At 59.0% G+C, this 26748-nt stretch carries 31 protein-coding genes and 2 pseudogenes; 8 read left to right on the top strand and 25 right to left on the bottom strand.

Annotated features, from left to right (window positions below; genetic code table 11):
* Nucleotides 1–20 precede the first annotated feature (20 nt).
* Both I5S59_RS00505 and I5S59_RS00500 read left to right on the top strand, forming a co-directional pair.
* Nucleotides 21–593 (top strand): LuxR C-terminal-related transcriptional regulator, encoded by a 573-nt coding sequence (locus I5S59_RS00505; protein ID WP_197874893.1) that lies wholly within the window; start codon nucleotides 21–23, stop codon nucleotides 591–593.
* Between the two features lie 132 nt (nucleotides 594–725).
* Nucleotides 726–1139, top strand: a pseudogene (locus I5S59_RS00500) (tetratricopeptide repeat protein); the annotation flags it as partial.
* A 106-nt stretch (nucleotides 1140–1245) separates the two neighbouring features.
* Here I5S59_RS00500 and I5S59_RS00495 read toward each other — a convergent pair.
* The 6 genes from I5S59_RS00495 to I5S59_RS00470 all read right to left on the bottom strand — a co-directional run bounded on the left by I5S59_RS00495 (nucleotide 1246) and on the right by I5S59_RS00470 (nucleotide 7306).
* On the bottom strand, nucleotides 1246–1635 hold the full coding sequence (locus I5S59_RS00495) for a hypothetical protein (protein ID WP_197874891.1): 390 nt from the start codon (nucleotides 1633–1635) through the stop codon (nucleotides 1246–1248).
* A 250-nt stretch (nucleotides 1636–1885) separates the two neighbouring features.
* Nucleotides 1886–2701 (bottom strand): HpcH/HpaI aldolase/citrate lyase family protein, encoded by an 816-nt coding sequence (locus I5S59_RS00490; protein WP_420066428.1) that lies wholly within the window; start codon nucleotides 2699–2701, stop codon nucleotides 1886–1888.
* A gap of 2 nt (nucleotides 2702–2703) precedes the next feature.
* On the bottom strand, nucleotides 2704–3909 hold the full coding sequence (locus I5S59_RS00485) for a CaiB/BaiF CoA transferase family protein (RefSeq protein ID WP_197874889.1): 1206 nt from the start codon (nucleotides 3907–3909) through the stop codon (nucleotides 2704–2706).
* A complete protein-coding gene (locus I5S59_RS00480; protein ID WP_197874888.1) occupies nucleotides 3902–5266 on the bottom strand; it encodes an MmgE/PrpD family protein in 1365 nt (454 codons plus the stop codon). The genes I5S59_RS00485 and I5S59_RS00480 overlap by 8 nt, the downstream gene beginning before the upstream one ends.
* Before the next feature lie 10 nt (nucleotides 5267–5276).
* Complete coding sequence (locus I5S59_RS00475) at nucleotides 5277–6440, bottom strand: acyl-CoA dehydrogenase family protein (protein WP_197875205.1); 1164 nt, start codon at nucleotides 6438–6440, stop codon at nucleotides 5277–5279.
* A gap of 38 nt (nucleotides 6441–6478) precedes the next feature.
* Nucleotides 6479–7306: an FAS1-like dehydratase domain-containing protein gene (locus tag I5S59_RS00470; protein ID WP_197874887.1), complete on the bottom strand. Its 828-nt coding sequence runs from the start codon at nucleotides 7304–7306 to the stop codon at nucleotides 6479–6481.
* Nucleotides 7307–7432: 126 nt separating this feature from the next.
* Between I5S59_RS00470 and I5S59_RS00465 the strand changes: the two genes are divergently transcribed.
* Nucleotides 7433–8323 carry a LysR family transcriptional regulator gene (locus I5S59_RS00465; RefSeq protein WP_197874886.1) on the top strand — a complete coding sequence of 297 codons (891 nt, stop codon included), beginning with the start codon at nucleotides 7433–7435 and terminating at the stop codon, nucleotides 8321–8323.
* A 54-nt stretch (nucleotides 8324–8377) separates the two neighbouring features.
* Here I5S59_RS00465 and I5S59_RS00460 read toward each other — a convergent pair whose 3' ends face one another.
* Genes I5S59_RS00460 through I5S59_RS00430 form a run of 7 tightly spaced genes read right to left on the bottom strand, consistent with a single transcriptional unit; the run spans nucleotide 8378 to nucleotide 15167 of the window.
* A complete protein-coding gene (locus I5S59_RS00460) occupies nucleotides 8378–9130 on the bottom strand; it encodes an SDR family oxidoreductase (RefSeq protein ID WP_197874885.1) in 753 nt (250 codons plus the stop codon).
* Nucleotides 9131–9178: 48 nt separating this feature from the next.
* On the bottom strand, nucleotides 9179–10612 hold the full coding sequence (locus I5S59_RS00455) for an aldehyde dehydrogenase family protein (RefSeq protein ID WP_197874884.1): 1434 nt from the start codon (nucleotides 10610–10612) through the stop codon (nucleotides 9179–9181).
* The gene (locus tag I5S59_RS00450) at nucleotides 10609–11343 is read right to left on the bottom strand and encodes an ABC transporter ATP-binding protein (RefSeq protein WP_197874883.1); all 735 of its coding nucleotides are present in this window, start codon (nucleotides 11341–11343) and stop codon (nucleotides 10609–10611) included. The genes I5S59_RS00455 and I5S59_RS00450 overlap by 4 nt, the downstream gene beginning before the upstream one ends.
* Nucleotides 11340–12080: an ABC transporter ATP-binding protein gene (locus tag I5S59_RS00445; protein WP_197874882.1), complete on the bottom strand. Its 741-nt coding sequence runs from the start codon at nucleotides 12078–12080 to the stop codon at nucleotides 11340–11342. Before I5S59_RS00445 ends, I5S59_RS00450 begins: the two co-directional genes overlap by 4 nt.
* On the bottom strand, nucleotides 12077–13018 hold the full coding sequence (locus I5S59_RS00440) for a branched-chain amino acid ABC transporter permease (protein ID WP_128324945.1): 942 nt from the start codon (nucleotides 13016–13018) through the stop codon (nucleotides 12077–12079). The genes I5S59_RS00445 and I5S59_RS00440 overlap by 4 nt, the downstream gene beginning before the upstream one ends.
* Nucleotides 13018–13920 (bottom strand): branched-chain amino acid ABC transporter permease, encoded by a 903-nt coding sequence (locus I5S59_RS00435; protein ID WP_128324944.1) that lies wholly within the window; start codon nucleotides 13918–13920, stop codon nucleotides 13018–13020. The genes I5S59_RS00440 and I5S59_RS00435 overlap by 1 nt, the downstream gene beginning before the upstream one ends.
* A complete protein-coding gene (locus I5S59_RS00430; RefSeq protein WP_197874881.1) occupies nucleotides 13917–15167 on the bottom strand; it encodes an ABC transporter substrate-binding protein in 1251 nt (416 codons plus the stop codon). The genes I5S59_RS00435 and I5S59_RS00430 overlap by 4 nt, the downstream gene beginning before the upstream one ends.
* 351 nt (nucleotides 15168–15518) lie before the next feature.
* Between I5S59_RS00430 and I5S59_RS00425 the strand changes: the two genes are divergently transcribed.
* Nucleotides 15519–16817 (top strand): OprD family porin, encoded by a 1299-nt coding sequence (locus I5S59_RS00425; RefSeq protein WP_197874880.1) that lies wholly within the window; start codon nucleotides 15519–15521, stop codon nucleotides 16815–16817.
* 81 nt (nucleotides 16818–16898) lie between these two features.
* Here I5S59_RS00425 and I5S59_RS00420 read toward each other — a convergent pair whose 3' ends face one another.
* The 6 genes from I5S59_RS00420 to I5S59_RS00395 all read right to left on the bottom strand — a co-directional run bounded on the left by I5S59_RS00420 (nucleotide 16899) and on the right by I5S59_RS00395 (nucleotide 19414).
* Nucleotides 16899–17099: a hypothetical protein gene (locus tag I5S59_RS00420; protein ID WP_232239545.1), complete on the bottom strand. Its 201-nt coding sequence runs from the start codon at nucleotides 17097–17099 to the stop codon at nucleotides 16899–16901.
* A gap of 460 nt (nucleotides 17100–17559) precedes the next feature.
* Entirely contained in the window at nucleotides 17560–17907 is a 348-nt protein-coding gene (locus I5S59_RS00415) for a hypothetical protein (protein WP_197874878.1), read from the bottom strand.
* 92 nt (nucleotides 17908–17999) lie between these two features.
* Complete coding sequence (locus tag I5S59_RS00410; RefSeq protein WP_197874877.1) at nucleotides 18000–18188, bottom strand: hypothetical protein; 189 nt, start codon at nucleotides 18186–18188, stop codon at nucleotides 18000–18002.
* A gap of 67 nt (nucleotides 18189–18255) precedes the next feature.
* Nucleotides 18256–18528 (bottom strand): hypothetical protein, encoded by a 273-nt coding sequence (locus tag I5S59_RS00405; protein WP_420066427.1) that lies wholly within the window; start codon nucleotides 18526–18528, stop codon nucleotides 18256–18258.
* A 148-nt stretch (nucleotides 18529–18676) separates the two neighbouring features.
* Nucleotides 18677–19090 (bottom strand): hypothetical protein, encoded by a 414-nt coding sequence (locus I5S59_RS00400; RefSeq protein ID WP_197874875.1) that lies wholly within the window; start codon nucleotides 19088–19090, stop codon nucleotides 18677–18679.
* A gap of 90 nt (nucleotides 19091–19180) precedes the next feature.
* A complete protein-coding gene (locus I5S59_RS00395) occupies nucleotides 19181–19414 on the bottom strand; it encodes a hypothetical protein (protein WP_197874874.1) in 234 nt (77 codons plus the stop codon).
* Between the two features lie 189 nt (nucleotides 19415–19603).
* Between I5S59_RS00395 and I5S59_RS00390 the strand changes: the two genes are divergently transcribed.
* A complete protein-coding gene (locus I5S59_RS00390; protein WP_197874873.1) occupies nucleotides 19604–19840 on the top strand; it encodes a hypothetical protein in 237 nt (78 codons plus the stop codon).
* Between the two features lie 140 nt (nucleotides 19841–19980).
* On the opposite strand, the gene I5S59_RS00385 is transcribed toward I5S59_RS00390, so the two are convergent.
* The 3 genes from I5S59_RS00385 to I5S59_RS00375 form a co-directional block, all read right to left on the bottom strand.
* On the bottom strand, nucleotides 19981–20232 hold the full coding sequence (locus I5S59_RS00385; RefSeq protein ID WP_197874872.1) for a hypothetical protein: 252 nt from the start codon (nucleotides 20230–20232) through the stop codon (nucleotides 19981–19983).
* Between the two features lie 204 nt (nucleotides 20233–20436).
* Nucleotides 20437–20730 carry a DUF3077 domain-containing protein gene (locus I5S59_RS00380; RefSeq protein WP_197874871.1) on the bottom strand — a complete coding sequence of 98 codons (294 nt, stop codon included), beginning with the start codon at nucleotides 20728–20730 and terminating at the stop codon, nucleotides 20437–20439.
* Between the two features lie 130 nt (nucleotides 20731–20860).
* On the bottom strand, nucleotides 20861–21088 hold the full coding sequence (locus tag I5S59_RS00375) for a hypothetical protein (protein WP_197874870.1): 228 nt from the start codon (nucleotides 21086–21088) through the stop codon (nucleotides 20861–20863).
* A 485-nt stretch (nucleotides 21089–21573) separates the two neighbouring features.
* On the opposite strand from I5S59_RS00375, the gene I5S59_RS00370 reads away from it, so the two are divergent.
* A complete protein-coding gene (locus I5S59_RS00370) occupies nucleotides 21574–22476 on the top strand; it encodes an HNH endonuclease (protein WP_197874869.1) in 903 nt (300 codons plus the stop codon).
* A gap of 110 nt (nucleotides 22477–22586) precedes the next feature.
* Entirely contained in the window at nucleotides 22587–22802 is a 216-nt protein-coding gene (locus I5S59_RS00365; RefSeq protein WP_420066426.1) for a hypothetical protein, read from the top strand.
* Nucleotides 22803–22822: 20 nt separating this feature from the next.
* On the opposite strand, the gene I5S59_RS00360 is transcribed toward I5S59_RS00365, so the two are convergent.
* Both I5S59_RS00360 and I5S59_RS00355 read right to left on the bottom strand, forming a co-directional pair.
* Complete coding sequence (locus I5S59_RS00360; protein ID WP_197874868.1) at nucleotides 22823–23107, bottom strand: hypothetical protein; 285 nt, start codon at nucleotides 23105–23107, stop codon at nucleotides 22823–22825.
* A gap of 90 nt (nucleotides 23108–23197) precedes the next feature.
* Complete coding sequence (locus I5S59_RS00355) at nucleotides 23198–23575, bottom strand: hypothetical protein (RefSeq protein WP_197874867.1); 378 nt, start codon at nucleotides 23573–23575, stop codon at nucleotides 23198–23200.
* Between the two features lie 727 nt (nucleotides 23576–24302).
* Between I5S59_RS00355 and I5S59_RS26380 the strand changes: the two are divergent.
* A pseudogene (locus I5S59_RS26380) lies at nucleotides 24303–24419 on the top strand (DNA cytosine methyltransferase); the annotation flags it as partial.
* 382 nt (nucleotides 24420–24801) lie between these two features.
* Here I5S59_RS26380 and I5S59_RS00350 read toward each other — a convergent pair.
* A complete protein-coding gene (locus I5S59_RS00350; RefSeq protein ID WP_197874866.1) occupies nucleotides 24802–26619 on the bottom strand; it encodes an esterase/lipase family protein in 1818 nt (605 codons plus the stop codon).
* Between the last annotated feature and the right edge of the window lie 129 nt (nucleotides 26620–26748).

Raw genomic sequence — 26748 nt, 5'->3', positions numbered from 1 at the left:
GAACGAGGGAGGCCTGCGCCATGACCGACCCAGCCCGACAGTTGCAAGACCTTGAACGCCTGGCCTTCCAGGTATCGCCTGCGCCGCAAGTGATCACCGGCAACCGCCGCATGCTTGACCTCAACGAAGCCTTCCAGACCCTGTTCGGCTACGAGCGCGAGGAACTGCTGGGCGAACTGATCCTCAAGCTCTACCCCTCACAGGCCGACTTCAACATCATTGGCGAGCGCAGCCTGAGCTGGCTGCGCCATGCCAAAAACGGTGCCTACTCGGATGAGCGCTTCATGCAGCACCGCAGCGGCGAAGTGTTCTGGGCGCGAGCCAACGGCTACACCCTGACCCCGGACGACCCGTTCCAGCTGATGGTGTGGCACTTCGAGCGCATGGACCGGGTTTTCCGCCCCACAGTCAACCTTACCCCTCGGGAGCGGGAGATCTCCGCGCACATCGTCAACGGCCTGACCTGCAAGGAGATCGGCCGCAAGCTGGCGATTTCGCATCGCACGGTGGAGGTTCACCGGGCGCGGTTGATGAAGAAACTGCAAGCGAAAAACAGCGCGGAGCTGGTGTCGAAGATCATCGTGCTGAACTGATCACACCCCAGCGATTTGGCGGCTGTGCCGCGGGAACTTCAGGTTGCCGAACCAGTCTATTGGGCCCAGCCGAGCAATGCTTAAGGCCCGTAGCGCAACGGTGCCGCCCGAGATCAGCCGAGTCCGTCCCTGATGCCCACCCTGAATTTTTTGCCAGGCCTGATCCTGGCGTGCTGCGCCGCCACGTCGCTGTGCGCGGTGGCTGCCGAGCGTGGCAGTGCCTCACGCAGCAACACCGCCTCCACCACCCTGATTGAAACCGCCTCGCAGCAGTATGCCGATGGGCAACTGGACCAGGCCGCGGCCACGCTGGAGCGGGCCCTGCAGATCCAGCCGAACAACCCCGCGACGCTGCACTACCTGGGTGTATTGCGCCTGCAGCAGGGCCAGTACGAGCAGGCGCAAACCCTGGCCGCGCGCTCCAACCTGCGGGTGGGTCGCAATGTGCAATTACGCAACCGCAACTTCCAGCTGATCCAGGCCGCGCAAAAGGCCGAAGCAGCGGACGCTACAGCCAATGCCGAAAAGGACCGGGCGACCGTTCAAAGCCTTGCCAGGCGACTGAGTGATGGCGTGCATGCGCGCCCTGGCCTGGCTTACTGATCGCCGTCTGATCATCAACGTTCCGTTCAAGATCCTGTAACGCTGGGGTTTAGTGTGCGATCCCCATGGTGCCAGCCGAGGTCTTGCGGATCAGCGCTACGTCGATATGGTAATTGGAGAAGTCACTCGACCTTGCGTCGGTGCGCAAGGTGGCGCTCAAGACCACGTCGTGCTTGATTTGCAGTTGTTCCAGGGTGCTGGAAAACTGATGTTCATGCACCAGCAGGAGCAACACGCACTCGGCACCTGAGGCCAGCTTCTGCTGCATTTCGGCAACGCTGAACACCAGCTCGACGCCGCGCTGGTAGGCGGCGACAAGGTCGCGGGTAGGCTCGGTATCCAGGTTCAGGACTCCGCTGACCCGGCGCAGGTTGGCCACACGCGACTGCGTGAGGACATGGCCGCAAGCCTGCAAAAACAACGATTCATACCACTCCACATCGATCTCCTTGAAATTGGCGCGACACCAATACCGCACTTCAAGGATTCATGCCAGCCCGTCGCACCTGTAGGCGCCAGGCTTGCCGGCTCGATACGTCTGGTGCAACGTGTGCATAGGGTTTGCTGCCGCTGTGCGGCAGATCGCAGGCTGTCGCCAGCGCCTACAGGTTCGGCAGGGATTTTGAGAACGGTGATGTACCTGTGGGAGCTGGCGATAGCCTGCGATTGAGCGCGAAGCGCTCACCGGCCTAGTCGCGTTTGAGTACCCGGCGGGCGGCGGCGATGACGGGGGCGTCGATCATTTTGCCTTCGAGCCTGAATGCACCCGGTGCGCCCTCTGCCGCCTGCAGCACCTTGCGCGCCCACTCGATCTCCTGCGCCGACGGTTGAAACACCGCCGCCGCCACCGGCACCTGCGCCGGATGGATGCACAGCATGCCGCCAAAGCCCATGTGCAGGGCATCCCGAGCAAAGGCTGCCAACCCCTCGCTATCGGAAAAATCGGGGAACACCGTATCAAGCGGCCTGGCCAATCTGGCCAGCCGGGTGTTGAGCAGGATGCTGTAGCGCACCTGATCGAAGATCCGCACCGCAGCGGTGCTGGTGGCCTGCAAACCCAGGTCCAGGCCAAGGTCCAGTGCACCAAACGCCAGGCGTTCAACGCCGTTGGCGAAGGCTATTTCAGCGAGGTTGCGCAGGCCCTCTGCGCTTTCGATCAAGGGCCAGATGCGCTTGCCACTCAGGGCGGCATGGTTCACCTGTTCGGCCGACTCGGCTTTGGGCAACAGAATCGCCGAGACCTGAGCGAAGCCCCTGCAGAACGCCAGGTCTGCCTCATGCTCCGGGTGGCCGCAGGCGTTGACCCTGACCACCACCGTCACCTCAGGGTTGGCGGCAAGGAAGGCCGCAAGGTTCGCCCGCGCCTGCTGCTTCAGCGCTTCTTCAACAGCATCTTCAAAGTCAACGATCACCCGGTCGGCACCCGTGGCGAGTGCTTTGGCAAACCGGTCAGGACGACTGCCCGGCACGAACAGCGCGGTCTTGACCGAGGGTTCCAGCGCCATGCTCATATCACCCCCGCCGTTTTCAACTGCTCGATGTCGTTCACCGAATACCCCAGCTCGGCGAGTACCGCTTCACTGTGCTCACCCAGCCCGGGGATGGCATCCATGCGCGGGGTGAATGCGCTGTTGACACCCGGCGGCAACAACGCCGGCAGCTCGCCCTTGGGGCTACTGACATCCACCCAACGCTTGCGCGCCTGCAATTGCGGGTGCTTCCACACGCCGTGCATGTCATTGACCTTGGCGTTGGCGATGGGCGCCTGATCGAGGCGGCTGACCACTTCCTGAATGCCGAGGTCGGCAAACACGCTGACGATGATCGCACGCAGCGCCTGACGGTTGGCGGAACGCTTGGCATTGGAGCTGAAACGATCATCAGCCAGCAGTTGCGGTTGGCGCAGCACGCGTTCGCAGAATAGCGCCCATTCACGCTCGTTCTGCAGCCCAAGCATGATCGTATCGCCGTCGCCGACGGGAAATGGACCATACGGATAAATGGTCGCATGCGCGGCACCGGCCCGCGCCGGCGGCTCAGCACCGTCGAATGCGTAGTACATCGGGTAGCCCATCCACTCGACCAGGCTTTCGAGCATGCTGACATCCACGCGGCTGCCAACCCCGGTTTTTTCGCGCAGCATCAATGCCGACAAAATACCGGTGTAGGCGTACATGCCGGCAGCGATGTCGGCAATCGAGCACCCCGCCTTGGCCAGTTCGTTCTCCCCTACGCCACCGGTCACCGAGAGAAACCCGCCCTCGCTCTGGATCAGCAGGTCGTAGGCCTTCTTCTGCTCATACGGCCCGCCCTCGCCGTACCCGGAGATGTCGCAGACAACAAGCCGGGGGAAGCGCTCGCGCAGCGCTTCGAAGGACAGCCCCATACGTGCCGCCGCGCCGGGTGCGAGGTTCTGCACGAGAACGTCGGCCTTGGCCAGCAGCGCTTCGAGAATCGTGTCGGCACCGTCTTTCTTCACATCAAGCGTGAGGCTTTCCTTGGAGCGGTTGGTCCACACGAAATGCGACGCCAGGCCCTTGGTGCGGGTGTCGTAGGCCCTGGCGAAATCACCGCCCGCCGGCCGTTCGATCTTGATCACGCGGGCACCCAGGTCCGCCAGCTGGCGGGTGCAAAAAGGCGCCGCAATGGCGTGTTCAAGGCTCACCACGGTGATGCCGTCCAACGGACGTGGGGAAGCGTTTTGCTCACTCATGGTCGAACTCCGTCAGCGCCGCCAGGTTGCGCGTGTCGTCCAGGGACCACACGCGATTGATCAGGGTGTTTGACTGCACCGGGTCCAGCGCATTCGAGAAGCGCACCAGGCGCGCGAACTTGTCTTCCAGCTCTGGCCGGCTCAGGGTGTTGCCCGGGTCGCCCTTGGGTTCATCGATGGCACCGGCGACTACCCGGCCTTCGTTGGTGGTGATGCTGACCCGCCCCAGCCAACGCTCGGGGTAGGCGCCGTCGACCTCCGGGTCCAGTTGCATGCTGACCCGCTCGCGAAAGGCGACGACCTCAGGGTCGGTGAGCGCCAGCGACTGGAACTCGGTCAGCCCGGCTTTGCCGTGCACGGCAATCAGCGCCAGCACGGTGCCCATGGAGAACTTGGCCTGGTGCACGGTCTGCGGCACCGTCACCCGCCCCAGCACATCGATCGCGCCCTGGTGCACATGGGTGACCACCGAGGCGATGTCGGCCGCCTTGAGGTTTTCCTTTTGCATCACCGCCAGCAGCGCATCGGCGGCCGGGTGGGTATGCCGGCACGAGGCGTGGAACTTGAAGGAGGTCTCGGCCAGGGCCCAGCGCTCGCCGAGGCGATCGGCGAGCTTCGAAGGGTCGGCGTCAGTGGACATCCCGGCGGCCATGCCCTGCTCGCCCTCAAGAATATTCCTCGCGCCAGTCAGGCCGTCTTCGGTCAGGTACGCGGCGAGCAAACCGTCGGCCGCCGCTTTGGCGGTGTGCAATTGCTTGGAGTCTGCGGCATCGCGGAGGAACTCCCAAAGACCGGCGGCTTGCGTGCCGGCGTTGCCGAACAGGTTGATGAACTGTTCCTTGTTGAAGCCCAGCAGCTTGCCGACCGCGACTGCAGCGGCCAGGGTGCCCACCGTCGCCGTGGTGTGGAAAATCCGATAGTGCGAGCGCCCGAGGAATTCGCCGATGCGAATGCCCGCTTCGTAGCCTGCCACCGAGGCCACCAGCAGCTCCCGCCCGGATTTGTTCAGCTCCTGGGCCGCCGCCAGCACCGCCGGGAACACCACCGTCGCCGGGTGCAGCACCGAGCTGTTATGCAGGTCGTCCTGCTCCACCAAATGCGAGGACGCACCGTTCACTAGCGCGGCGAAATACGAGGAGGTTGTCTTGCCGCTGACGATAATCGTCGAGGCGCCGCGATCAGGGCCCATCAGTGCCGCATAGCGCTCGAACAACGGCACCGGGTGCGAGCCTTTGCTGGCCAGCGCAGAGCCGAGCCAGTCGAGAAACAGGTCCTCGGCGCGGCGCATCACCGATGACGGGATGGCCTCGAATTGCAGGTCCGCCAGAAAGCCAGCCAAAGCGTGGGTATTGTTCATGGCCGTCTCCTTAGAAGCTGCGGGGCAGCTCAAGCAGGTGCTCGGCTACGTAGGCAAGAATGAGGTTGGTGGAAATCGGCGCGACCTGGTACAGCCGGGTTTCACGGAACTTGCGCTCAACGTCGTATTCACAGGCAAAGCCGAAGCCGCCATGGGTTTGCAGGCAGGCATTCGCCGCCTCCCACGAGGCCTTCGCCGCCAGGTACTTGGCCATGTTGGCGCTGGCGCCCGCCGCCTGGCCGCTGTCGTATTCTTCGCAGGCACGCCAGCGCATCAGGTCGGCCGCTTCGACCTCGATGTGCGCCTCGGCAATGGGAAACTGGATGCCCTGGTTCTGGCCGATCGGCCGGCCGAACACCACACGTTCCTTGGCGTAGTTACGCGCCTTTTCGATGAACCAGCGGCCATCGCCGATGCACTCGGCGGCGATCAGGGTGCGCTCGGCATTCAAACCGTCGAGGATGTAGCGAAAGCCTTTGCCCTCTTCGCCGATCAGGGTGGATTCATGCAGCTCGAGGTTGTCGAAGAACAGCTCGTTGGTCTCGTGGTTGACCATGTTGGCGATCGGCTGAACCGACAGGCCATTGCCGATGGCCTCGCGCAGGTCGACGAGGAAGATCGACATGCCGTCCGACTTCTTCTGCACCTCGGCCAGCGGTGTGGTGCGGGCCAGCAGAATCATCAGGTCGGAATGCTGGATGCGCGAAATCCACACCTTCTGGCCATTGATGACGTATTTGTCGCCGCGCTTGACCGCCGTGGTTTTGATCTTGGTGGTGTCGGTACCCGTGGTCGGCTCTGTCACCCCCATCGACTGCAGGCGCAGTTCACCGCTGGCGAGTTTCGGTAGGTAGTAGTGCTTCTGCGCTTCGCTGCCATGACGCAGCAAGGTGAACATGTTGTACATCTGCCCGTGGACGGTGCCGGAGTTGCCCCCGCAGGCATTGACCTCTTCGAGGATCACCGATGCTTCGGTCAGGCCCAGGCCCGAGCCGCCGTACTCGGCGGGGATCATCGCCGCCAGCCAGCCGGCTTCGGTGAGCGCGGTGACGAACGCCTCGGGAAAGCCTTTGTCTTCGTCGATTTTGCGCCAGTACGCGGCATCAAAGCCTGCACACAGGCTTCTGACGCCTTCACGGATCGCATTGATTTCTTCGTTGTTCTTGTAGTTCATCGGTAACGGCTCTCGTGTGTTCGACCCGAAGGTGCGGCTCATTCAAATTCCACGTCGGCGACCTGCGCCATGCCCGCCTGATTGCCGGCCCACAGCTGCGCAGTGCCGGGCGCATCGATCCGCCCACCGACCTCGAAAGGCTCGGGCGAAAACAGCGGACGGACGCCGCGATAGGCAAACTTGCGCACCACGCGGGTGGGGTTGGCGCGCAAGAAAGCGCGCAGGTTCAGCGTGGCGATCAGCGGGCCGTGCACAACCAGGCCGGGGTAGCCTTCCACCTCGGTGGCATAGGGGAAGTCGTAGTGAATACGGTGCCCGTTGAAGGTCACGGCGGAGTAGCGGAACAGCATTGTTGCCGAGGCTGTTACCTGCTCGGCCCACTGCCCTGCGGGCACTGCTTCGGAGGAACGCAGCTTTGGCGCTGCGGGCTCGCGGAAGACGATGTCTTGTTCTTCACGCACCCGCACATCACCGTGCTGGACGTACTCGTGACAGACCGTCACGAACAGCAGCTTGCCGGCCTGGCCGGTCTTTTCTTCGATGCACAGGATGGTGGAGTTACGGCTTGCCGGCTCACCCGCGATGAGCGGCGCGAAGAACTCCACCCGGCCGCCCGCCCACATGCGCACACGGTGCTCGGCCGGGGGCAGGAAACCACCTCTGGCCGGGTGACCGTCGGCGCCCAGCACGGCCTCATCGACCGGCGCCTGAAAGAAGCACCAGTGCCACAGCGCGGGCAGCGGCTCACCTGGCGCCGGGGGCACTTCACCCAGGGTCGCGGCGATGCGCTTGAGCTGCGCCTCGTCCAGCAGATCGGCGACCGTTTCGGTACGCCCGATCCATGCAGTGAAATTCGAGTGGGACATCAAATCTCTTCCTGACGGTTGTTGTTATGTGTCGATCATGAGAGCCTTGTATCGTTCTGAGAAGTAGCGTTTCTTAAACCCGGCGTTCTGCTTTGATTAACGCTAGCGCCACGTTGGAATGACCTCATGCACCTGGATCTCACCGACCTTCGCCTGTTCATTCACATCGCCGAGGCCCCCAGCCTGACGCAGGGCGCCAAGCGCGCATTCATCTCGCCTGCCGCTGCCAGCGTGCGCATCAAGGCCATGGAAACCCAGCTCAACTGCCACCTGCTGTACCGCGACAGCCGCGGCGTGGAACTGACCGATGCCGGGCAGCGCCTGCTCAAGCACGCGCGCCTGATCATGCGGCAGTTTGGCTACCTGAAAACCGAATTCGCCGAGTACGGCACCGACGCCTCCGGCCACATCCGCATCTTTGCCAACACCACGGCGGTGACCGAGTTTTTGCCGGAAGTGCTTGCCGGTTTTCTCGCGCAAAACCCGGGCGTGACGGTTGACCTGCAAGAGAAGCTGTCCAGGGATATCGTGCGCGGCGTGCTGGAAGGCTCTACCGACATGGGCATCATTGCCGGGCCGGTTGTCGCCAAGGACCTACAGGTGCTGCACTTCAGCACCGACAGGCTGGTGCTGGTCGTGCCCAAAGGGCACCCGCTGGACACCGGCAAGGCGCTGAAGCTCAGTGCTGCCCTTGGCTACCACCACGTTGGCCTGCAGCAAGGCAGTACCCTGCAGGCGTTCATGCAGGAGCAGGCTGAAAAGCTCGGCGTGCAGCTGTCGTGGCGCATTCAGGTTTCAAGCTTCGAATCCATTTGCCGCATGGTGGAAGTCGGGGTGGGCATCGGGGTGATCCCCGAGTCGGCTGCCATCCGCCACAGCAAAACGATGGCGCTGGCCATCGTCCAGCTTGACGAAGCCTGGGCCGTGCGCGAGCGCAGCATTCTGGTACGGCAACTGGATGCGCTGCCTGGCTGCATCCGGGCACTGATCGCGCTGATGAAGCCCGGCGAACAATAAAGCGAGCACCCCAAGGCGCCCTGTCGTGGGTAGGCGCCTTGGGGTGTCGGTGTGTTACACCACGCGACCGCCGTCGACCGGCAATTCCACGCCGTTCAGGAATGCCGCAGCGTCAGTGGCCAGGAACACCGCAACCGCAGCAATATCATCCGGCTTGGCCAGGCGCCCCAGGGGAATGGTGGCGAGGAACTTCTTGCGGTTTTCCGGGGTGTCCGGCATCCCCATGAAGTCCTCCAGCAGGGCCGTCTCGCCCATCACCGGGCAAATGTTGTTGACCCGGATGCCATCCGGGCCCAGCTCCACCGCCAGGGACTTGGACAGCAGGTTGACCGCACCTTTCGAGCCGTTGTACCAGGTCAGCCCCGGACGCGGACGAATCCCCGCCACCGAACCGACGTTGATGATCGAACCGCTTTTGCGCGCACGCATCAGCGGCACCACGGACTTGGTCATGTGGAAGATGGATTTGACGTTCACCGCAAACACGCGGTCGAAGGTCTTTTCGTCAACGTCCATCAGCGGCTGGTTGCGGTGGGTGGTACCGGCGTTGTTGACCACCACGTCCGGCACACCGAACGTGCTGACGCACAGGTCTACTGCCGCCTGGACCTGGTCGGCCTGGGTGACATCGCAGGCCGCAGCAATGGCGTTGGCACCGAGTTCATCGGCAAGCCTGGCGGCCGCTTCAAAATTGATATCGGCGAGCACGACTTTCGCGCCCTCCTCCACGTAGCGACGAGCAATACAAGCGCCGAATCCGCTGGCGGCGCCGGTGACGATGGCGACTTTATTATTGAGCTGTGCCATTTTTCTCTCCGTTGTGGGTAAAACCGTCGTGTGTTGAAAATGCCGGGCCTAGCCGTGATGGCTGACGACCGTTTTGGTGATGCTGAATTCTTCGAGTGCCAGCAGGCCTTTCTCCCGGCCATGGCCGCTCTTGCGGATACCGCCGAAGGGCAGCTCCACACCGCCGCCTGCGCCGTAGCAGTTAATGAATACCTGGCCGCCTTCAAGGCGCTTGGCCATGCGCTGCTGGCGCGCACCGTTCTCGCTCCAGATCGACGCCACCAGACCATAATCGGTACCGTTGGCCAGGGCTACCGCATCGTCTTCGTCATCGAATGGCAACGCCGCCAGCACCGGGCCGAACACCTCTTCCAGCGCCAGCTTGTGATCCCGTGGCACCGGGCCGAACAGCGTCGGCCGCACGTAATAGCCGGTCGGCGGCAGGTCGCTGTCCATCTTGCCTTCGGCGATCACCGGCAGGTCGGAGTCGATGCAGTCCTTGATGAACTGCTTGACCCGGCCGAACTGGGCCTTGGTGATGATCGGGCCACAATCGGGTGAGGTCTCCGGCAGCCCGACGCGCACCTCACGGAACTTGGCCGCGACGCGGGCGATCACCTCGTCGAACACTTCACGCTGGATGAGGACGCGACTGCCTGCCGAGCAGGTTTGCCCGGCGTTCTGAATGATCGCGCCGACGATCACCGGCACGGCCTTGTCGAGGTCGGCATCGGCGAAGACCACCTGCGGGCACTTGCCGCCCAGCTCGAGCACGCATTTGACATGATTGGCGGCGGCCGCCGTCTGGATGGCAACGCCCACCTCGGGCGAGCCGGTAAAGGTGATGAGGTTGATCCCCGGGTGGCCTGCCAGCGCCGCGCCGGCTTCACGGCCATAGCCGGTGACGATGTTCAATGCGCCAGCGGGCAGCCCGGCCTCGGCGGCAATTTCGGCAAAGCGCAGCGAGGTCATGCAGGCATCTTCGGCCGGCTTGACGATCGAGGCATTGCCCATCGCCAGGGCTGGTGCCAGGGTGCGGCCGAGCATCTGCGCGGGGTAGTTCCAGGGGATGATGTGGCCAACCACGCCGCAGGCTTCGCGCACGACGCTGACGCTGTAGCCGGAGAGGTACGGGATGACCTCGCCATGCACCTTGTCGGCAGCACCGCCGTAGAACTCGAAGTAACGCGCCAGGGCTTCGATGTCTTTGCGCGCCAGGGCAATCGGCTTGCCGGTGTCTTGTGCCTCGATGGCGGCAAGCTCGTCGATGTGTGCCAGCACGCCATTACCGATGCGCACCAGGACACGCCCACGCTCGGTGGCGCTGAATTTGCCCCAGGGGCCATTCACTGCCGCACGGGCGGCCTTTACAGCGCGATCGATGTCTTCAGGCGTACCCCGGGCAATTTCGGCATAGGCTTCGCCCGTTACCGGCGAATACACGGGAATGCTCTGCCCGCCAGACGCGGGTACGTGCTGGCCGTCGATGTAAAGCGTACTCATGAATGTGCCTCCAAAGGCAGGTATGAAGGGGTGTCGGGACCCACCGCACTGGCGAACTTCGTCACCGCTGAAAGCTCGCCGCGCTCGATGTGCAGCACGTGGTCGGGCACGTCCTTGAGCAGGCTGCCGTTCGATTCGGTGACCACGATGCACAGGTCGGGCATGCGCAGTTGCAGGTTCTTCAGGGCGTTGCTGTATTCCGTGGCCAGTGCCGGGGCCAGGCCCTGGAACGGCTCGTCGAGCAGGATCAGCTTGCTGCCGATCATCAGCGCACGCCCCAAGGCCGCCATCTTGCCCTGGCCGCCGGACAGCGCCGCACCGGAACGGCCCAGCATCGGCTTGAGCTGGGCGACGACATCGAGGGTCATCTCCAGGCGCTCATCCACCTGCGCCTTCGACATGCCGGCCACCTGGCACGGCAGGCGCAGGTTCTCTTCAATCGACAGGGTGGGAAACATCACCCGCTCTTGCGGCGCGTAGCCGATGCCCAGGCGTGCCCGGCTGTGCGCGGCCACCCGCTGCAGGTCGCGGCCTTCGAACAGGATCTGGCCCTCCTTGAGCTTGACCAGGCCCATGATGGTGCGCAGCAGCGTGGTTTTGCCGGCGCCATTGCGCCCGACAACGGCAATGATGTGGCCGCTGCGCAGCTCGGCATGCACCCGGCGCAGGATAGGCGCGCGGACAATGTCGACGCTGACGTGGTCAAGCTGGAGCAAAATGTCGTTGTTCATTCGCCGAGTACCTCACGCTGGATCAGCGGGTTGGCCAGCACCTGCGCCGGCGTGCCGTCGGCGGCGATGGCGCCGCTGATCCAGGCCGCTACGCGGGTGGCATAACGCTTGACGATGTCGACGTCGTGCTCGACGAAAATCGCCGTGACCTGTTGCTCGTCGAGCGCACGCATGAGGATCTCCATCACGCCATGCTTCTCTTCGGTGGACACACCACTGGTGGGCTCATCGAGGATCAGCAGCTTGGGTTCGAGCATCAGCGACATGCCCACGTCCAGCAGCTTGCGCTGCCCCTCGGGCAAGTTGATGCACAGCTCGTGCTGGCGCTCGCGCAGGCTGATCAGGTCGAGCATGCGGTCGATCTCTTTGCGGGTGCTGCCCGCCGCCAAGGGGTTCCAGGACGACAGCTTGCCGCCGCGCGCCACCGCCGACAGCTCCAGGCACTCGCGCACCGTTTGCTCCAGGAACAGCTGCGGCAGCTGGAACGAGCGGGCCATGCCCCGGCGCACGATGTTGCGCGGCGAACGGCCGGTGATGTCGTTGCCGGCAAAGCTCACCGTGCCCTTGCTGGGTTTGAGCAAGCCGGTGCAGATGTTGATGAAGGTGGTTTTACCGGCGCCGTTCTGGCCGATTACGGCCAGGCGCTCGCCCTGCTCCAGGCTGAAGTTGATGCCGTTGGCGACGACCAGGCCGCCAAAGGCCAGGGTCAGGTCAGTGGTTTGCAACAGCGCGGTCATGCGGCACCTCCTTCGGCGCCCTTGCGCTTGCCAAACAGGCCGGTGAGGCCCTTGGGCAGGAAGTAGATGATCACGATAAGAATCGCCCCGAGGATCAACTGCCACGAGCCGCTGACCAGCACCGCCGCGTACATCTTCAGGAACTCGTACAGCAGTGCCCCGACGAAGGCGCCGACGGCATGCCCGGCACCGCCCAGGATGGCGATGAAGACAAACTCGCCGGAGCGCAGCCAGTAGCCCATTTCCGGCGTGACCAGCCCTTGGGACAGCCCGAACAGCGCGCCGGACAAACCACACAGCGAGGCCGACAGCACATAGCCCTTCCACAGTACTTTCTTCGCCGAGATGCCGAGGTATTCCAGGCGGGTTTCGTTGGTTTTGATCGCGGCCAGCGCCTGCCCGCCGCTGGAGCGGAAATAGCGCTGCACACCGAAGGTGGCGATCAGCGACAACGCCAGCACCACCAGCAGCAGGCCGATTTCGTACGGGTCGCGGGTCAGCTCGAAACCGAACAGGGTCGGCCGGTTGATGCGCACGCCATCGGTGCCCCCGGTCAGCTCGTAGAACTTGCCGAGCACGGTGAACAGCACCATGGAGATGGCGAGGTTGAGCATGCCAAAGAAGATCTCCCGGTAGCGCACCACAAACGCCCCGATCAGCATGCCGGCGACAACACTCGCCAGGGTGCCAAGGGCGATGAGGACGATGCCGTCCAGCGCCGGGTAGTGTTTGCCCACGAAGGCCACCACATAGCCGGAGATGCAGGCATACATCGCATGGCCGAAGGAGATTTGCCCGGCCTTGAGCAGCACGACGATACCGAGTGCGGCCAGGCCATAGCAGAGCGAGAGGATCAGCGGGATTTTCAGCCAGGGGAACGTCAGCGCGACGCCCAGGATGACAACAGCGGCCGCAAGGGCAAGCAACAGTGAGCGCATCAGATTTTCCTCGCCTGGACGACAGTGAACAGGCCCTGCGGGCGAATCAGCAACACCAGCACCATGATCAGGTACGGCATCACCACTTCGAACTCGGGCGCCAGGTACACACAGAAGGAACGCGACAGGCCGATCAGCAGCGCGGTGATCAGCGCCCCGGTGATTTGCCCAAGGCCGGCACTGGCCACCACCGCGAACGACAGCACGATCATGTCGGCACCGATGCCGGGCACCAGCGAGGTCGTCGGTGACGCCAGCGCGCCGCCCAGCGACCCCAGCACCGCCCCGACCACGAACGTCAGGTAACCGATGCGCCGGGCGTTGATGCCGAGCGCCGTCGCCACTTCGCGGTCATGGGTGACGGCGACAATCTGCCGGCCCGCCAGGGTGCTGTTGAGGAACCACTTCAACAGGAAGTACACCGCCAGCGCGGCACCCGGTACGAACAGCAGCTGGTAGTTCATGTACACCACCCCCATCAACTCGGAGGTGCCCAGCTGGTTGACCACATCGGCGACAAAGTAAGGCTGCGTGCCCCAGATCATGCGCTGCAGGTCTTCAAAAATCATGAACGCACCGAAGGTCACCAGCAGCTGCAGGATCGGGTCGCGGTCCTGGAACTTTTTCAGCAGCAGCATCAGCACCGTACCCAGCACCACCCCCATGGCGATGGCACCGCTGATCAGCAGCGCCACCGACACCAGCGCAGAGTCCGAACCCTGGCCCCACCACAGGCCCAGCGAGGCGGCGCCATAGCCGCCGAACGCGTAGAGGCTGCCATGCGCCACGTTCAGAATCTTCACCACGCCGAAAATGAAGGTGAGCCCCAAGGCGACGAGGAACAACAGCCCGGCGTAGGAAATACCGTCGAGCATCGCCAGGATCAGGATATCGCTGCTCATTGAGCTGCACTCAGCGGCTGAACCTGATCAAGCAGCGCCGGGGTTACGGTCTTCACCCACTCGTGCGACTTCTCGCCGGGCGGTGTGGTGACCTGGTCGGCCTGCACCAGCATGATGTCTTTGAGCACCTTGAACTTGTAATCCGGGCTGACGGTGGTGATCCCGAACAGCTGGGTTTCAAGGCCCTGCCCGTCTTCCGGGCGGATGTGCACCGGGCTGGTCAGGCCACGGAAATCCAGGCCCTTGAAGGCACCCGCCAGTTGCTCTTCGTTCGGCCACTGGCCGCCGTTGGCCTGAATGGCCTTCTTGTACGCCGCCGTCATGCCATCAAGCGCCTGCACCATGTGGTACACCGAGTAGATCGGGTAGCTGCCGGTACGCTCATGGAACTTGGTAACGAAGGCTTTGTGGCGGGGGTCGTTGGCGTATTGCGGGCTGAGGAAGTAATGGTCGCCGCGGGCACCGATCAGCACGCCCTCTGGCAAAGTGTTGCCGAGCCGCTCCAGCGAGGTTTCGCCGAGCGCGAGGAAGAACTGCGAGTTCTTCAGCAGGCCACGTTGGCTGGCCTGGCGTACAAAGGTGTCGAGGTCGCCACCCCACGAGGTGGAGAGCACCACATCAGGACGCAGCACCTGCAGACGGCTGACTTCTGCGGAGAAATCCGACGCGCCGAATTTGGGGAACAGCTCGGCGACGATTTTTACGTCCGGCTTGAGCTGCTTGAGCACCGCACTGAAGATGTCCCACGAGTCACGGCCCCAGGCGTAGTCCTGGTTGACCACGGCGAGGGTTTTGAAATCCGGGTTTACTTTCAACAGATAGAGAACGCTGGCAACCATCTCGGTGACGGCGTTGGCCTGGGTGCGGAACACATAGTTGTAGGTGTGCCCTTCCAGCGCCTTTTCGGTACCGCAGTCCCAGAGGATGTTCACCACCTTCAGGTCTTCGGCGACCGGCGCCAGGGTGTTGCAGTTGCCGCTGGAGATAGACGCGACCATCACCTTGGCGCCCTGCTCCTGCACCACCCGGCGGTACTCGGAGAGCAACCGGTCACCGCCCACCCCTTCATCGACATAGATCGGCTCGACCTTGACGCCGTCGATACCGCCCGCTGCGTTCAGCTCCTCGATGTAGATTTCGGCAGCGGCCTTGGCCGGCATCCCGAACACCGAAGCCGAACCCGACATAAAGGTGGTGATGCCAATTTTCAGGGTGTCGGGCTTAGCGGCGTCTGCATAGGCTGGCAAGGTCGATAACCCGATTGCTGCCGTGGTGAGGAGCCGCGCGCACAGGGGGAAAAGCTTGGATTTGACCATTAGGAAGTTCTCTCGGCTTTTGTTTTTGTTATGACGCTGTGTGCCGAGAATGCCCCCGAGGCCCCGTTTATGGAATTTGCATTTCTGTAACCCGGCGTTAAGCAAAGCGGAACACCGAATACACCAGGCTACTGATCAGGCGAATGGGCTTTTGCATTCGCCTGGGCTTAAGGGTGGCTTACACAAATGTTGATTCGATAATTTTTCGTGCCTCGGTACTGTGAGCCCGCACCGCCAGCAACTTGATTCCTAAGCACAACAAAAACAAAACAGGAAACATCAATGAAGCATTCCTTCTTTACAGGACGCGTCGCGTTTTTACTGTGCGCGGCCAGTGCCTCCCATGCCGTTCATGCCGAAGGCTTTTTTGACGACGCAAAAGTTAACCTCAACTTGCGTAACTTCTATATGAACCGCGACTTCGTCGACAACGGCCGCTCGGTGGTTGTGCCGGGGCCGACGGATCGCGGTATGGCCGAGGAATGGACGCAGAGCTTTATTCTCGACGTGAAGTCGGGCTACACCCCTGGCGTAGTCGGCTTTGGTGTCGACGCCATCGGCATGCTGGCGATCAAACTGGACGGCGGGCGTGGCACCTACGGTACGCAGCTGCTGCCAACCCATGATGACAACCGCCCTGCCGACGACTTCGGGCGCCTGGCCGTGGCCGGTAAGGTCAAACTTTCCAATACCGAACTTAAAATTGGTGAGTGGGCGCCGATCATTCCGCTGCTGCGATCGGATGATGCGCGCTCACTGCCGCAGACCTTCGAGGGCGGCATGATCACCTCGAAAGAAATCACCAATACCACCTTGTATGCAGGGCGCTTTACCGGCAATAGCCAACGCAACGATGCGAGCATGCAAAAGCTTTCGTTCAACAACGCCGGCACGGTTGTGCACGGGCGCAATACCATTGAATCGGATCGCTTTAACTTTGGCGGCGCCGAATACACCTTCAACCAACAAAACACTTTAGTTGGCGCCTGGTACGGGCAACTGGAAGACATCTATACCCAGACTTACCTGCAACTCAATCACACCCAACCGGTCACGGATAACCTGAGCCTGGGTGCCAACATCGGCTACTTCTTCGGCAATGAAGATGGCGAGGCACTTGCCGGCACGCAAGACAACAAAACCTTCTCCGGGCTGTTTTCACTGAAAACCGGTGCCCATACCTTTTATATCGGGCTGCAGAAAGTAGCCGGCGATGCCGGGGTGCAACGGATCAATGGCACCAGTGGCACCAGCCTTGCCAACGACAGTTTTGCCTGGAGCTATGACGGCAAGCACGAGAAGTCGTGGCAGGTGCGCTACGACTACAACTTTGTGGGCCTGGGCATCCCGGGGTTGACCATGATGAACAGGTTTATCAAGGGCACAGACGTGCACGCTGGTGCGATTACCGACGGCGAAGACCGCGGCCGGGAAACCGAAGTGGGTTATGTGGTGCAGAGCGGCGCGCTGAAGGCGTTCAACGTGCGCCTACGCCAGTCCACATTGCGTCGCGACTATGGCAACACCAACAGCTTCAACGAGACGCGGATCATCGTCCAATACCCGATCTCGATCTTTTAAGCCCTTTGCTCACGCTTGCGCGCCACGAAAGCACGGCAGTGCCGACTGTGGCGCGAGCGCTTGAGCATGCCAGCGAATGGCTTACTTGAGCTGCAACCGCAGGTTGTTCAGGTGCTCAAGTGCAGCCTCCTTTTCTGCGGTGTCGGGCGGGCCCTCGCTGCCCATGATCGAGGCGTAGGCATCCTCGTAGACCGTCGCGACAATCTGGGCACTCTCAGAGCGTTTCAGGAAAGCCATTAGCAGGTGTTCTACTGCGTCAACTTGCGCTTGATTCAAGCTCACTACGACCTCCTGATCCGGCACCATGCCGGTACCTCCGTAATACCCCATCCCACCCGGAATTGCCACTGTGCCCCCGATTCGGGGTGACATGGGTCAAGCCACCCGGGTCACCCGCCGCCGCGATACAGGTAGATGGCTACCAGGTCCACTGCCAGGGCAATCACCACCGCGGCTGTATCGACATAGATCTCCATATCCACCATGAACCTGCCCCCAGTGCGATCAAGTCTGGAGACCGGAGCAATATCCATTCCAGTTCTTATGCTCTCGTCTTTGTAGGAGATTCGCGGGCAAGCCCGCTCCCACAGAACCCCTGCAGGACCTGTGGGAGCGGGCTTGCCCGCGAAGGCGGCGGCCTTTTTGCTGCCCTGTCATGCGCCTGTCACAGCGCTGGCGGACTATGACCAGGCCAAAGGGACTTGGCCCCATCTGCAAAAACACCCGCCAAGTGCGGGTGTTTTCATTTCGACTCGCTTACGTCGCCCAAACAATCCCGCGCCACCTGGCGAAGCTTGTCACCGGACAGAAAGCTGCCTTTGTAAAACGTCGCGCGGCTGCCCTCTTTGTACTCGACCACCTCCAGCACCTCATCAGACGCCACGGCACTCGGCGCAATGATCCGGTAGCCCTTGCTGATCGATTTTTGCGTGGTTTGCGGGGCGATGGCCTGCCACCTCGGCAGCACGCACGCGGCGTACTCCTCCGGGGTTTTGGCCGTTTCCTTGCTGCCGGTGGGGTTGCCGGGTGAAGCGCACGCGGCCAGGTTTGCGACCAGCGCGCAAAGGAGCAGAATCCGGTAAGTAGGCATAGGGAAGTAACCGAGGGGGGACTGAGCTGATTTTAGCAACCAATACAAAGGCTGCACTAATCAACCAAAGTCGAGCCCGGGGCGCTCTTCGCTTAGCGCACGCGTGGCTGCTTGTGCGTTTCCAGTTGCCGGGCAACCCTGGCAAACCAGATCCCCACGCCGATCACCATCAGGCAGATGATCACGATATCCCAAGCCTTGTGCTCAACCGCCGAGTAGATCGCAAAAAACTGCAAGGCTGCAGCCCACCACAAAAACGGTGTGATCTTTGAGTAGCGCATAACCCACCTCACTACCCCCACTATTTGCAGTTTAGCAACGCTTGCCGCGCCACGGTGCTGCCGGCGCTCAAGCGCGCATGTGCGGCTGCAACGTCGCTTCCATCGACACAAACCTGCGCGCCTGGGCAACACCCCACGCCAGCGCCTGGGTCACGGTTTCGGGGCGGGAGTCATACGCGATTTCCAATACCCCGACCCCCTCGGATGAATACACACCAATGAACAGCTGAGTGACACCGGCAGGGGAACGTCGAGCTTTCACCTCGATCATGCTGCCGCCGTCAGCCGTTTCTTCATGGGTGATGTAATCGAGCTCGGGATCCTCCCAATCACGATACATGCTGCCTCTGATTCGCATTTTCAGCCTCCACCGATTTGCATTCAGTAAGGCACACGACCGGGAGAACGGCCACACCACTCCTCCGGTTCTTTGAACTACTTCGAAATCTGGATATGAAAATTGGGCGCTACAGCCGGGCCTATATTGATCAGGACTCTGCTTGCGCAGGTAGATTGCGCCACTCAAGTGCGACAGCAATACAGGCCATCACGATGGCCAGCGTGTACGCAAACAGCCCGAGGTTGATCCCCAGGATCATCTTTTCGGAACCGTCGGTGAGCACCATCGACCCGCCATAGCCGTCGCGCAGCCAGTACGCCATCAAGAACCCGCCTGTGACGAACACCGTGAGCAGGCTCGCCAGCTTGAGGTTGTCTTTGCCCCACACCAGCCAGACACTGAAGGCGCCAAGCGCCGTGTTGGTAAACAGCTGCCAGGTTTCATGCAGCCGGGCGTGAGGCTCCCATGCCGGGTTGAACACATGGGAGTCGTTGATCTCGAAGACCGGTACGACCACGGCGTAAAAAATGATTCCGACTGTCACCAGCAGCTTGGCGAGCATCAGCAACCTCCTTGTCTGTAATGTGGGCGCTACCTGCCCTTCGTTGCACTGTAACGTGGTGCCGGGAGGTGATCCAGAAGGCTGACTCACTCAGCTTGGGCCTTCGAGCACAGTAACCCTTACGCCCGTGGCCACGATCACGTACTCCGTCTCGGAAAGCTTTTTCACGTCGCCACCAAATTGCATTTCGAAATGCTTCAGGCCTTCATGACGAATCATGCCGCTTGACGAGCGCTCAACGGTCTCGTCCTGATAAATGTTAATCACGTACTTCAGGCTGTCCGTGCCAACGCCCACTATTTTTCCAACATATTTATCTGCCATGCGGAAACTCCTTACGTGGAAATTCAACGTACTGCATACCGACTGAAACCCAGACACCAGCACCTAGGGCTTCGATCAATCGAGGCAATGGCACTCGATGCCACCGGTCGCCTCGGTGAGTGCTCGCTTGCGACCTTCAAAGCAGGTGACTACTACTAAAGTCTATATCTGCCTGGGGAGGTACGAAAAATGCAGAAGCGATTCGTCACTGTGCCGGCCGTTCCCATCGAAGAAACCTCTTTCCGATCAGGCGCCCGCTTCTACGCCAACACCGTGCCGGGCGGCTACGACATCTACGACAACCAGGAGAAGCTTCGCCTCAAGCCAAGCTACCCCGTCAAGGCGACGGCAGATGCCGTATGCGCAAAGATGAACATGGAGTCACGTAACCCTGACGAGCTCTTCATGCCCCTGCGTACGTGTTGACCCACTGAGGCGACCGCGCCGTACGTTGACGGTCGCCATGACGAAAAAGCCCGACACAATGGCCGGGCTTTCATAACGTTAGAGCACAGGACCCTTTAACGTTGCCGTGAACTTAAAACAGTAAGTCATGGCTTGGTAGACTACCGATCGCGCCGCTTGGGCGATGGCGCCCTCTCGAAACTGAATCGTTCTGCGTTTGAGGCAGCGATGTAAGTGATGCGGTCAGGTTCACGCGTCGTTTCAGTTTCATCAGGCGTGTAGCCGAGGTTATCGTCCTGCTCGTCAGGTTGGTATTGTGATTGATGGCCTTTGGCACCTGATGAGAGCTCCTTCTCATCCTGTTTTTCAGTGCCTGGAGGAACAGTTCCTTTTCCATTCTTTTCACTGGTCATACTTACCTCTCAATTGCCCAGAAGCTCTGAGCTGACTGGAGTATGCGCGTCATGAATTTGAATAAGGTTTATACCGGACCACCGGTGCAGTTATTTTTCCAGAATATAAAATCGGCATTAACGCTCCCCTTCATTTTTAGTATGCGGTGTTCAACTGCAGTGCTGGAGCCGCTATAAAACGCCTCCACCACCACCGTAACCGTCTTACTGTTTTGCCGGCAGCCCAAACGCCAGATCCTCGACCAGCGCCTTGGCCATCCCCGCCAAATAGTGAGCGGCCCATGCGGACGTACCGTCCTGCTCAATACCGGCCTGCAAGGTCAGCTTGTGCACACAGTCGATCAGCACTGACGCCTGCTCCAGCACATAGCCCGCACTGTGCCCGGCCTCAACACGAAACAACCGCACAGCACCTGCCCCGCCCTCGCCTTCACCGAATGTGCCGACGCCAGACGTCTTGAACCCCGAAACACCGCCCACCCGAAAATTCTCACCCATCCCAACCTCCCGGCCAGCACCAAAGCTACGGCCAACACCAATCCCTGTAGGAGCGGATTCATCCGCGATCGAGCGCATAGCTCTCGCCAAGCCCCCAACCACGAACAACCCGCCATAACTTGCCACCCAATCAGTGCAACGCCTGCACCTTGCTCAACGCCACCTCAACCAACGCCCGCGCATTGTCGATTTCATGCATCGTCGACAACGTCAGCACCTGGCCTGAGGAAGAGGAATGAAGCAGGACGGTCTGCTGTGCCACGGTCAGGGCGCAGACCAGGTATTCGGAGATCTGGACGAGGATATCTTCGAGGGATTGGTTGGGGTAATGCGGTGGGTCTGGGACGATTTTTAACATAGCGAGCTCCTTTGCTTTAGGGAGCCACCACACACCTGCTGTCAAACAAAAGGTGGCGGCCATACATGGGTTGACAGACCGAGAAAGCAAAGGAAACCCGGCGCACACGAAGGTGCCCCATGTACAGCCGCCATAACGCGAGCACATGCGGAGTTAGCTTTGAATTCGGCCTGTCACAACCGGTCGTTGCATTAGCAACGACTGGGGGAGACTAGAGCGCTATCGGAAGCACCGCAATGGCTTGAAAGCCGCGGGAGTATGATTCGGAAATGGACTACAGGGTATCGGGAAATTCTGAAAATTCGCATGTCACGGATTGCAAATCCGTCGACAAACGAGACTGAAGGCCCATCACCATGCAATGTGGCGGGTACTGGTTCCTGCGCTGCAAGAACACGAACAACTTGACGTAGGAATAGCCCTTCAGTTTTGTAGGATCTCGCGCTATCTTCGCTGGCAATAGGCCACGAATTTAGGGACACGAGATGCAGTTTTTCTGGGTAAACCTGGGTACGACTCACAAGGAAGTGAAAGAAGGAAAATTTCTCTGGGCCCCGCTGAGCTCGCGTTCACAAACAGGTAAGGAAACAACCCGCCGTCATTGGGACAACGTTGGTAAGGTTGAAGCTGGAGACTTGATCTTCTGCTACCACGACAACTACCTGCGTGCCATTGCAAAGGCCGAGCGAAATGCGTATCGCGCAGAGCGCCCCCCTACCCGCTCGTTCAACGAGTGGAAAAACGAAGGGTACCGTGTCGACATTACACTCACCAACCTCAAGCACCCGATACGCAGCAGCGACATTGCACCAACCTATCAAGCGCAATTCGACCTCCGCACAGAGCCCGCTTTGTTCAACAGCAAAGGCAGTGTTAATCAGATCTACATGGCGCAGGTGCCTGCTGATGCCGCACTGTACTTGTTGGAGCAAGCCGAAGTTATTGCTGACTACGAAGACCTGCTCATTGATGCTGGATCGCCGGGAGACACTCCTTCCGCTACAACTCGAGAAACGCTCGTAAAGGCTCGAGTTGGCCAAGGCGCATTTCGAACAGGGCTGTTCAAACGCTGGGAGAAAAAGTGTGCGTTGACCGGGCTGAAAAATCCCAATCTGTTAGTCGCGTCGCACATTCACGCGTGGGCCTTAGCCGACAACCACGCCCGTCTGGATACAGACAATGGATTGCTGCTGGCCACCCACATTGATCGACTTTTTGACTGCGGGTTGATTTCTTTTGGTGAGAATGGGCAACTGCTGGTCAGTGACGACTTGGCAGCAGAGGAGCAAAAAATCCTAGGGCTGGATCAGTACACATCGATTCTTACTTTGAGCGAAGGCAATCGACGTTATCTTGAGGAGCATCGGAAGCGATTTAATTTTTCATAGGGGAAATTTTCCAGTTCGGATAAGAATCCAGAATGGTGAATGAGTCATAGCGCTTAAGGTCAAATGCGAAGCCGCGAAAGGCAGACAAGCTGCAGGAAGAACATCTGCGCTTGAAGTTTCGACCGGAGACTAAGCAGGTTGCCGGTATTGAGGAACAGGGCGAGGCGATGACGCTGATGATTCATCATTTGCATGGGCTTGGCTCCGCCGGCACGCTTCCGCTGCTTGAACCGCCGCGCCACGAAATCACGGTATCACCGTCTGTGGCGCGGAAGCTTGAGAGTTTCCGGGCGCGTGAAGAACTACGTATATGCGTCGACCATTAAGCAGAGCACTAGCCTTTCCTCTACTCTGAAAAGCCCTCGATTACCCAGACAATCATCCAGGCGGTGCCATGCACTGCCACAAAGGCCAACATACTCGCCGCCAGAAATAGCAGGCCCATTGCGAACAAGTCCTTACGACTACTGTAATGCTCCGTTAGCTCCGTTAAACCGGCAACAATGCAGGCCAGGCCGAACAGTGCCAGCGGGACGAATGCCGCTAGGCGAACGATTTGCAAGATTCGCCAGTAGCCTTCGTTTGGAATCCAGCGTGGTTTTTGCTTAGCCAATGCGAATACCTGCTTCATGAATCTGTGCCCTTTGCCGATTAATCGCCTGTAATACCCCATCCACTACCAAATTGCCACCATGCCGCATCCGGCCTCGGAGGGCGGCGCTTACTCGGTGTTGATTTGCACGCCAGGTACAGACTGCATTGTCGGGCGAACTAACTCGGGGTCGCCTGAATCAAGGCAACGGAACTGTAATTCTGCATTCGCGGGGATGCTACTGACCGAGGTGGCGTAGCCTGAGATACCGTCCTTTGATCTCTCATTCACCGGCATTAGCTGCTTTCCTTTGGACTCGCAAAAGGCATTAGCTCTCCGATAAAGATCAGCTTTAACGGCACTACCAGAGGTGCTGAATTTGTCTTGTTTCGTGATCATGTAGGTGTCGAGCCCCATTGGCACTACATCTGAAAATGTAGGTGGCGATGTCAGCTCAGCACACCCGGTAATGAGCAGTGCAATCATTGAAACCAGCAAAGGCCGCATTCGTGCTCTCCCTACCTGAGTGATAGCGAACCTTAGAACTATAGCTTCACTGCTTGACCAACTTCCTTTTCAGGGTCCGCAAAGTGCTGCCAACCAGCGCCTTCCCCTATTTAGCGATAACGAATACTTGTGAGGACGCTCATAGGTGGACAGAGGCTATTGACCTGTTACCGTTTTGAAAAAATAGTAGGCCGCAAATAAAAAGACACCGAGAAACGCAAATCTCACAATCTGCCTCAGAACAGTACATAACCAGTCCAGGCGCGTCAGCAGCCAAGTTGTTGCGCATCCTGCCGCGATGGGAGCAATGACGTACCAGTCATTTCCCAGAACCCCAGCGACGTACATCTGCCAACACACATAGCCCGCAACGATCAGTCCAAGCAGCGCAGAAAATGCGTGATTGCTAGAGAGTAAGCCTCCGCTACCACCGCCACCGCCACCGCCACCGCCACCGCCACCAATATTAAGATCAGCGACCCACCGCGTTCCATGCCCGAAGCAGCGAGGACACTCAACATCCCCCCTTGGAGTCGGTTTCACGCATCGCCCATGACATTCGTCACATATTACCTCTGGCATGGCAGCCTCCTATATTTGACTGATCTAGAAGCCCGCTGCACCTGACAGGAAAAGTTGCAAATACCAAAAGCGATCCGGTGCCGTTCGCTTAACTCTTTATTTTAGATCTCGATCCCAGTTTCAACGAGATAACCCATGTCCAGCAATTGACCTACTCGCCGATCTCGGCGGATGGAACACCGGCGCGCGCGCCGCTGGCGTCCAGGTTCTCTGGGCGGCAAACCACTGGCCTGAGGCCGTGAAATGACACGCAGCCAACCACTAAAAAACTGAGCACGTCTATCAGGACCTGCACCTGGCCAGATGGGAGCAGGTGCCAAAAATTGCCCGCCTCATGGTAGCCGCTCATCGCATCAACAGCTTGACTCTCCCGCCTTCATCTGTTCTTTCAGGGTCATACTGCACTCGTTGCGACAAAATGAATCAATCCCTAACTTCGAATCGAAAACATGAGGGCTTGCCAACGGCAATATTCGACCACAATCGGTCAAAAATGTGTGCCAACCGACCGGCCTGGTTAAGCGTGTATCGATGAAAGTAAGCTACGACGACCTAATAAACTCGCATCGACACATAATCCTTCATAACGACCGTGGGAATCTGCCACTTGATATCGCATCAAAATGCGCTGAAGCCTGTGACAATTAATCCCCCTTGCATTCGAAACTAAATGTTCCAATTATTCGAACGGGGTCATGACCATGATTCCAAAGATTAATAAAGAGGCCAGCAGGAAGATAAAATTCATTTCGTACATTACGCATCAAAGTTACGCTGGCGCCATGTGCGCTGTACCATTCCACTATCTCACGATGGAGATTGTCTTCAACGAAAATTTTATTAGGTTTTACTCTATTAGGCAGATTAAAGTCACGACTAGAATAACTAAAATCAGGAGCATTATAATTATGCAAGCTAACGTTCACCGTACTATCCCAATTCCCAAATGAAAAACTGCCTATAACGACGCACTCAGCACCCGGCGGCAATTTTATTTCTGGATCCAGAGTCAACGGCTTCGGACTGAGATAGCCAATTGCACCTGAACCATTTATAACCTCGTTTATCTCCACGGTTGTTAATGATGTCTGATTCACGTCAAACCAAATGTAAGGCTGCTCTATATCGAAGACTGGCTCTGACATTTTTTTTACTTCTTGAGAGTTAAGCCATAAATCCGCCCCCAGCATAACGGCTGCCACCAAACAAAATACCAAATTTTTACGCCCTACACCTGTCCGCTCGGTAGATTCCTGTGAGCTAGATGAATTCTGGATTTCGCTGAAGGGGAAACTCCGATTCGCCGCAATCCATTCAGCACATGCCGTAATTAGGCCATCATCAGCGTAAAACATCGAATGACGAAGACCTCGTAAATTTTTTGGAGGTAAACACCCTATTTGTTGATGATTCTGAGAATTCGCCCACAAAGGAATAGCCACAGGTTTGATTCGTAGTGTGGCAGCACTAATTACCCCCTCAAAACCAAATGCCAAACGTGAGCCTCGGATAACGGAAACTAGCGGCGCTACCACCAGCGGCGCAACCAAAACAATAAACGAGACCCATAAAGGTGCAGAGAGCAACAGCTGGTCTGCATTCAAGTTTGATATGGTATCGCCATAAATATAATCTCTTACAGACATAGTTACTATGCACCAGACTGCAAAAAAACCCACAGTCTGCACTGCAATTCCGTACAAGCTCCACGGCGCTTGCGCCATACTGTCGATAGCTCTCAATAAGAAGCCCGCCTCATCCCAACGCACAAATGCTATAACAGATGGGCATTTAGGTTCCGGTTGCCCGAGGCGTTCCCTCGTGTTTTGTTGAAGCCGTTGTAAAATTGCGGTAAGTTGCCGATGCAACGCGCTCCGAAGACGCGGCCGAATTATTAAGTAACTAATCACTAGCACTTGGTTGCCCACAAACAACATAAATGCGAACGCTAGCGGACCAAAAATTGACCCAATCAAATCCATTAGCCCCATCATGCCGAATGGCAAAAAAACAGGGAATAGTAATAACCAAGATAGCGTTTGTGTAAAAATTGCTGAGAACTTTTCAACTGATCGATTGAAAATCGTGAGGAATGGAGTGCCGAGAAACCAGATCCCCGAAACCATCTTAAGCATTTGTAGATTTCGAAGTGAATACAGTGCGACATTACCTCCGTGACTATGAGCCACAAGAAAGATTTTACGACACCCTTGTTTATTGAGTTTCTCTCCAACAGCAGCAAGATCATAACCCGCCTTGATCCGAGCGGTAGGTGAGTTAATACCCGACCATCGAAAGGGAATTACTTGAATATCTTTAGATTTTTCGCGAATGGTTGCTGCTAACACACCATCATCATCGATCCAACTGGCGTCTCGCGCAAATGTACCATGAATTAATATAACAACTTCAGATGAGCAAAGACCCACACTTTTCTCAGCTGCTGCCGATTCAGTACCCATTCCTAGCCTCATGCATTACAAGCAACATCGACCAATGGAGAACGATATAAACTACCAAATCAAACAAATCCAGCATATTTAAACATTTTAACCAACTTAACCAACTTAACCAACTTAACCAACTTAACC

This window comes from Pseudomonas alkylphenolica, from assembly GCF_016009175.1.
Classification (GTDB): Bacteria; Pseudomonadota; Gammaproteobacteria; order Pseudomonadales; family Pseudomonadaceae; genus Aquipseudomonas; species Aquipseudomonas alkylphenolica_B.
This window is presented reverse-complemented; position numbering and strand designations above follow the sequence as displayed.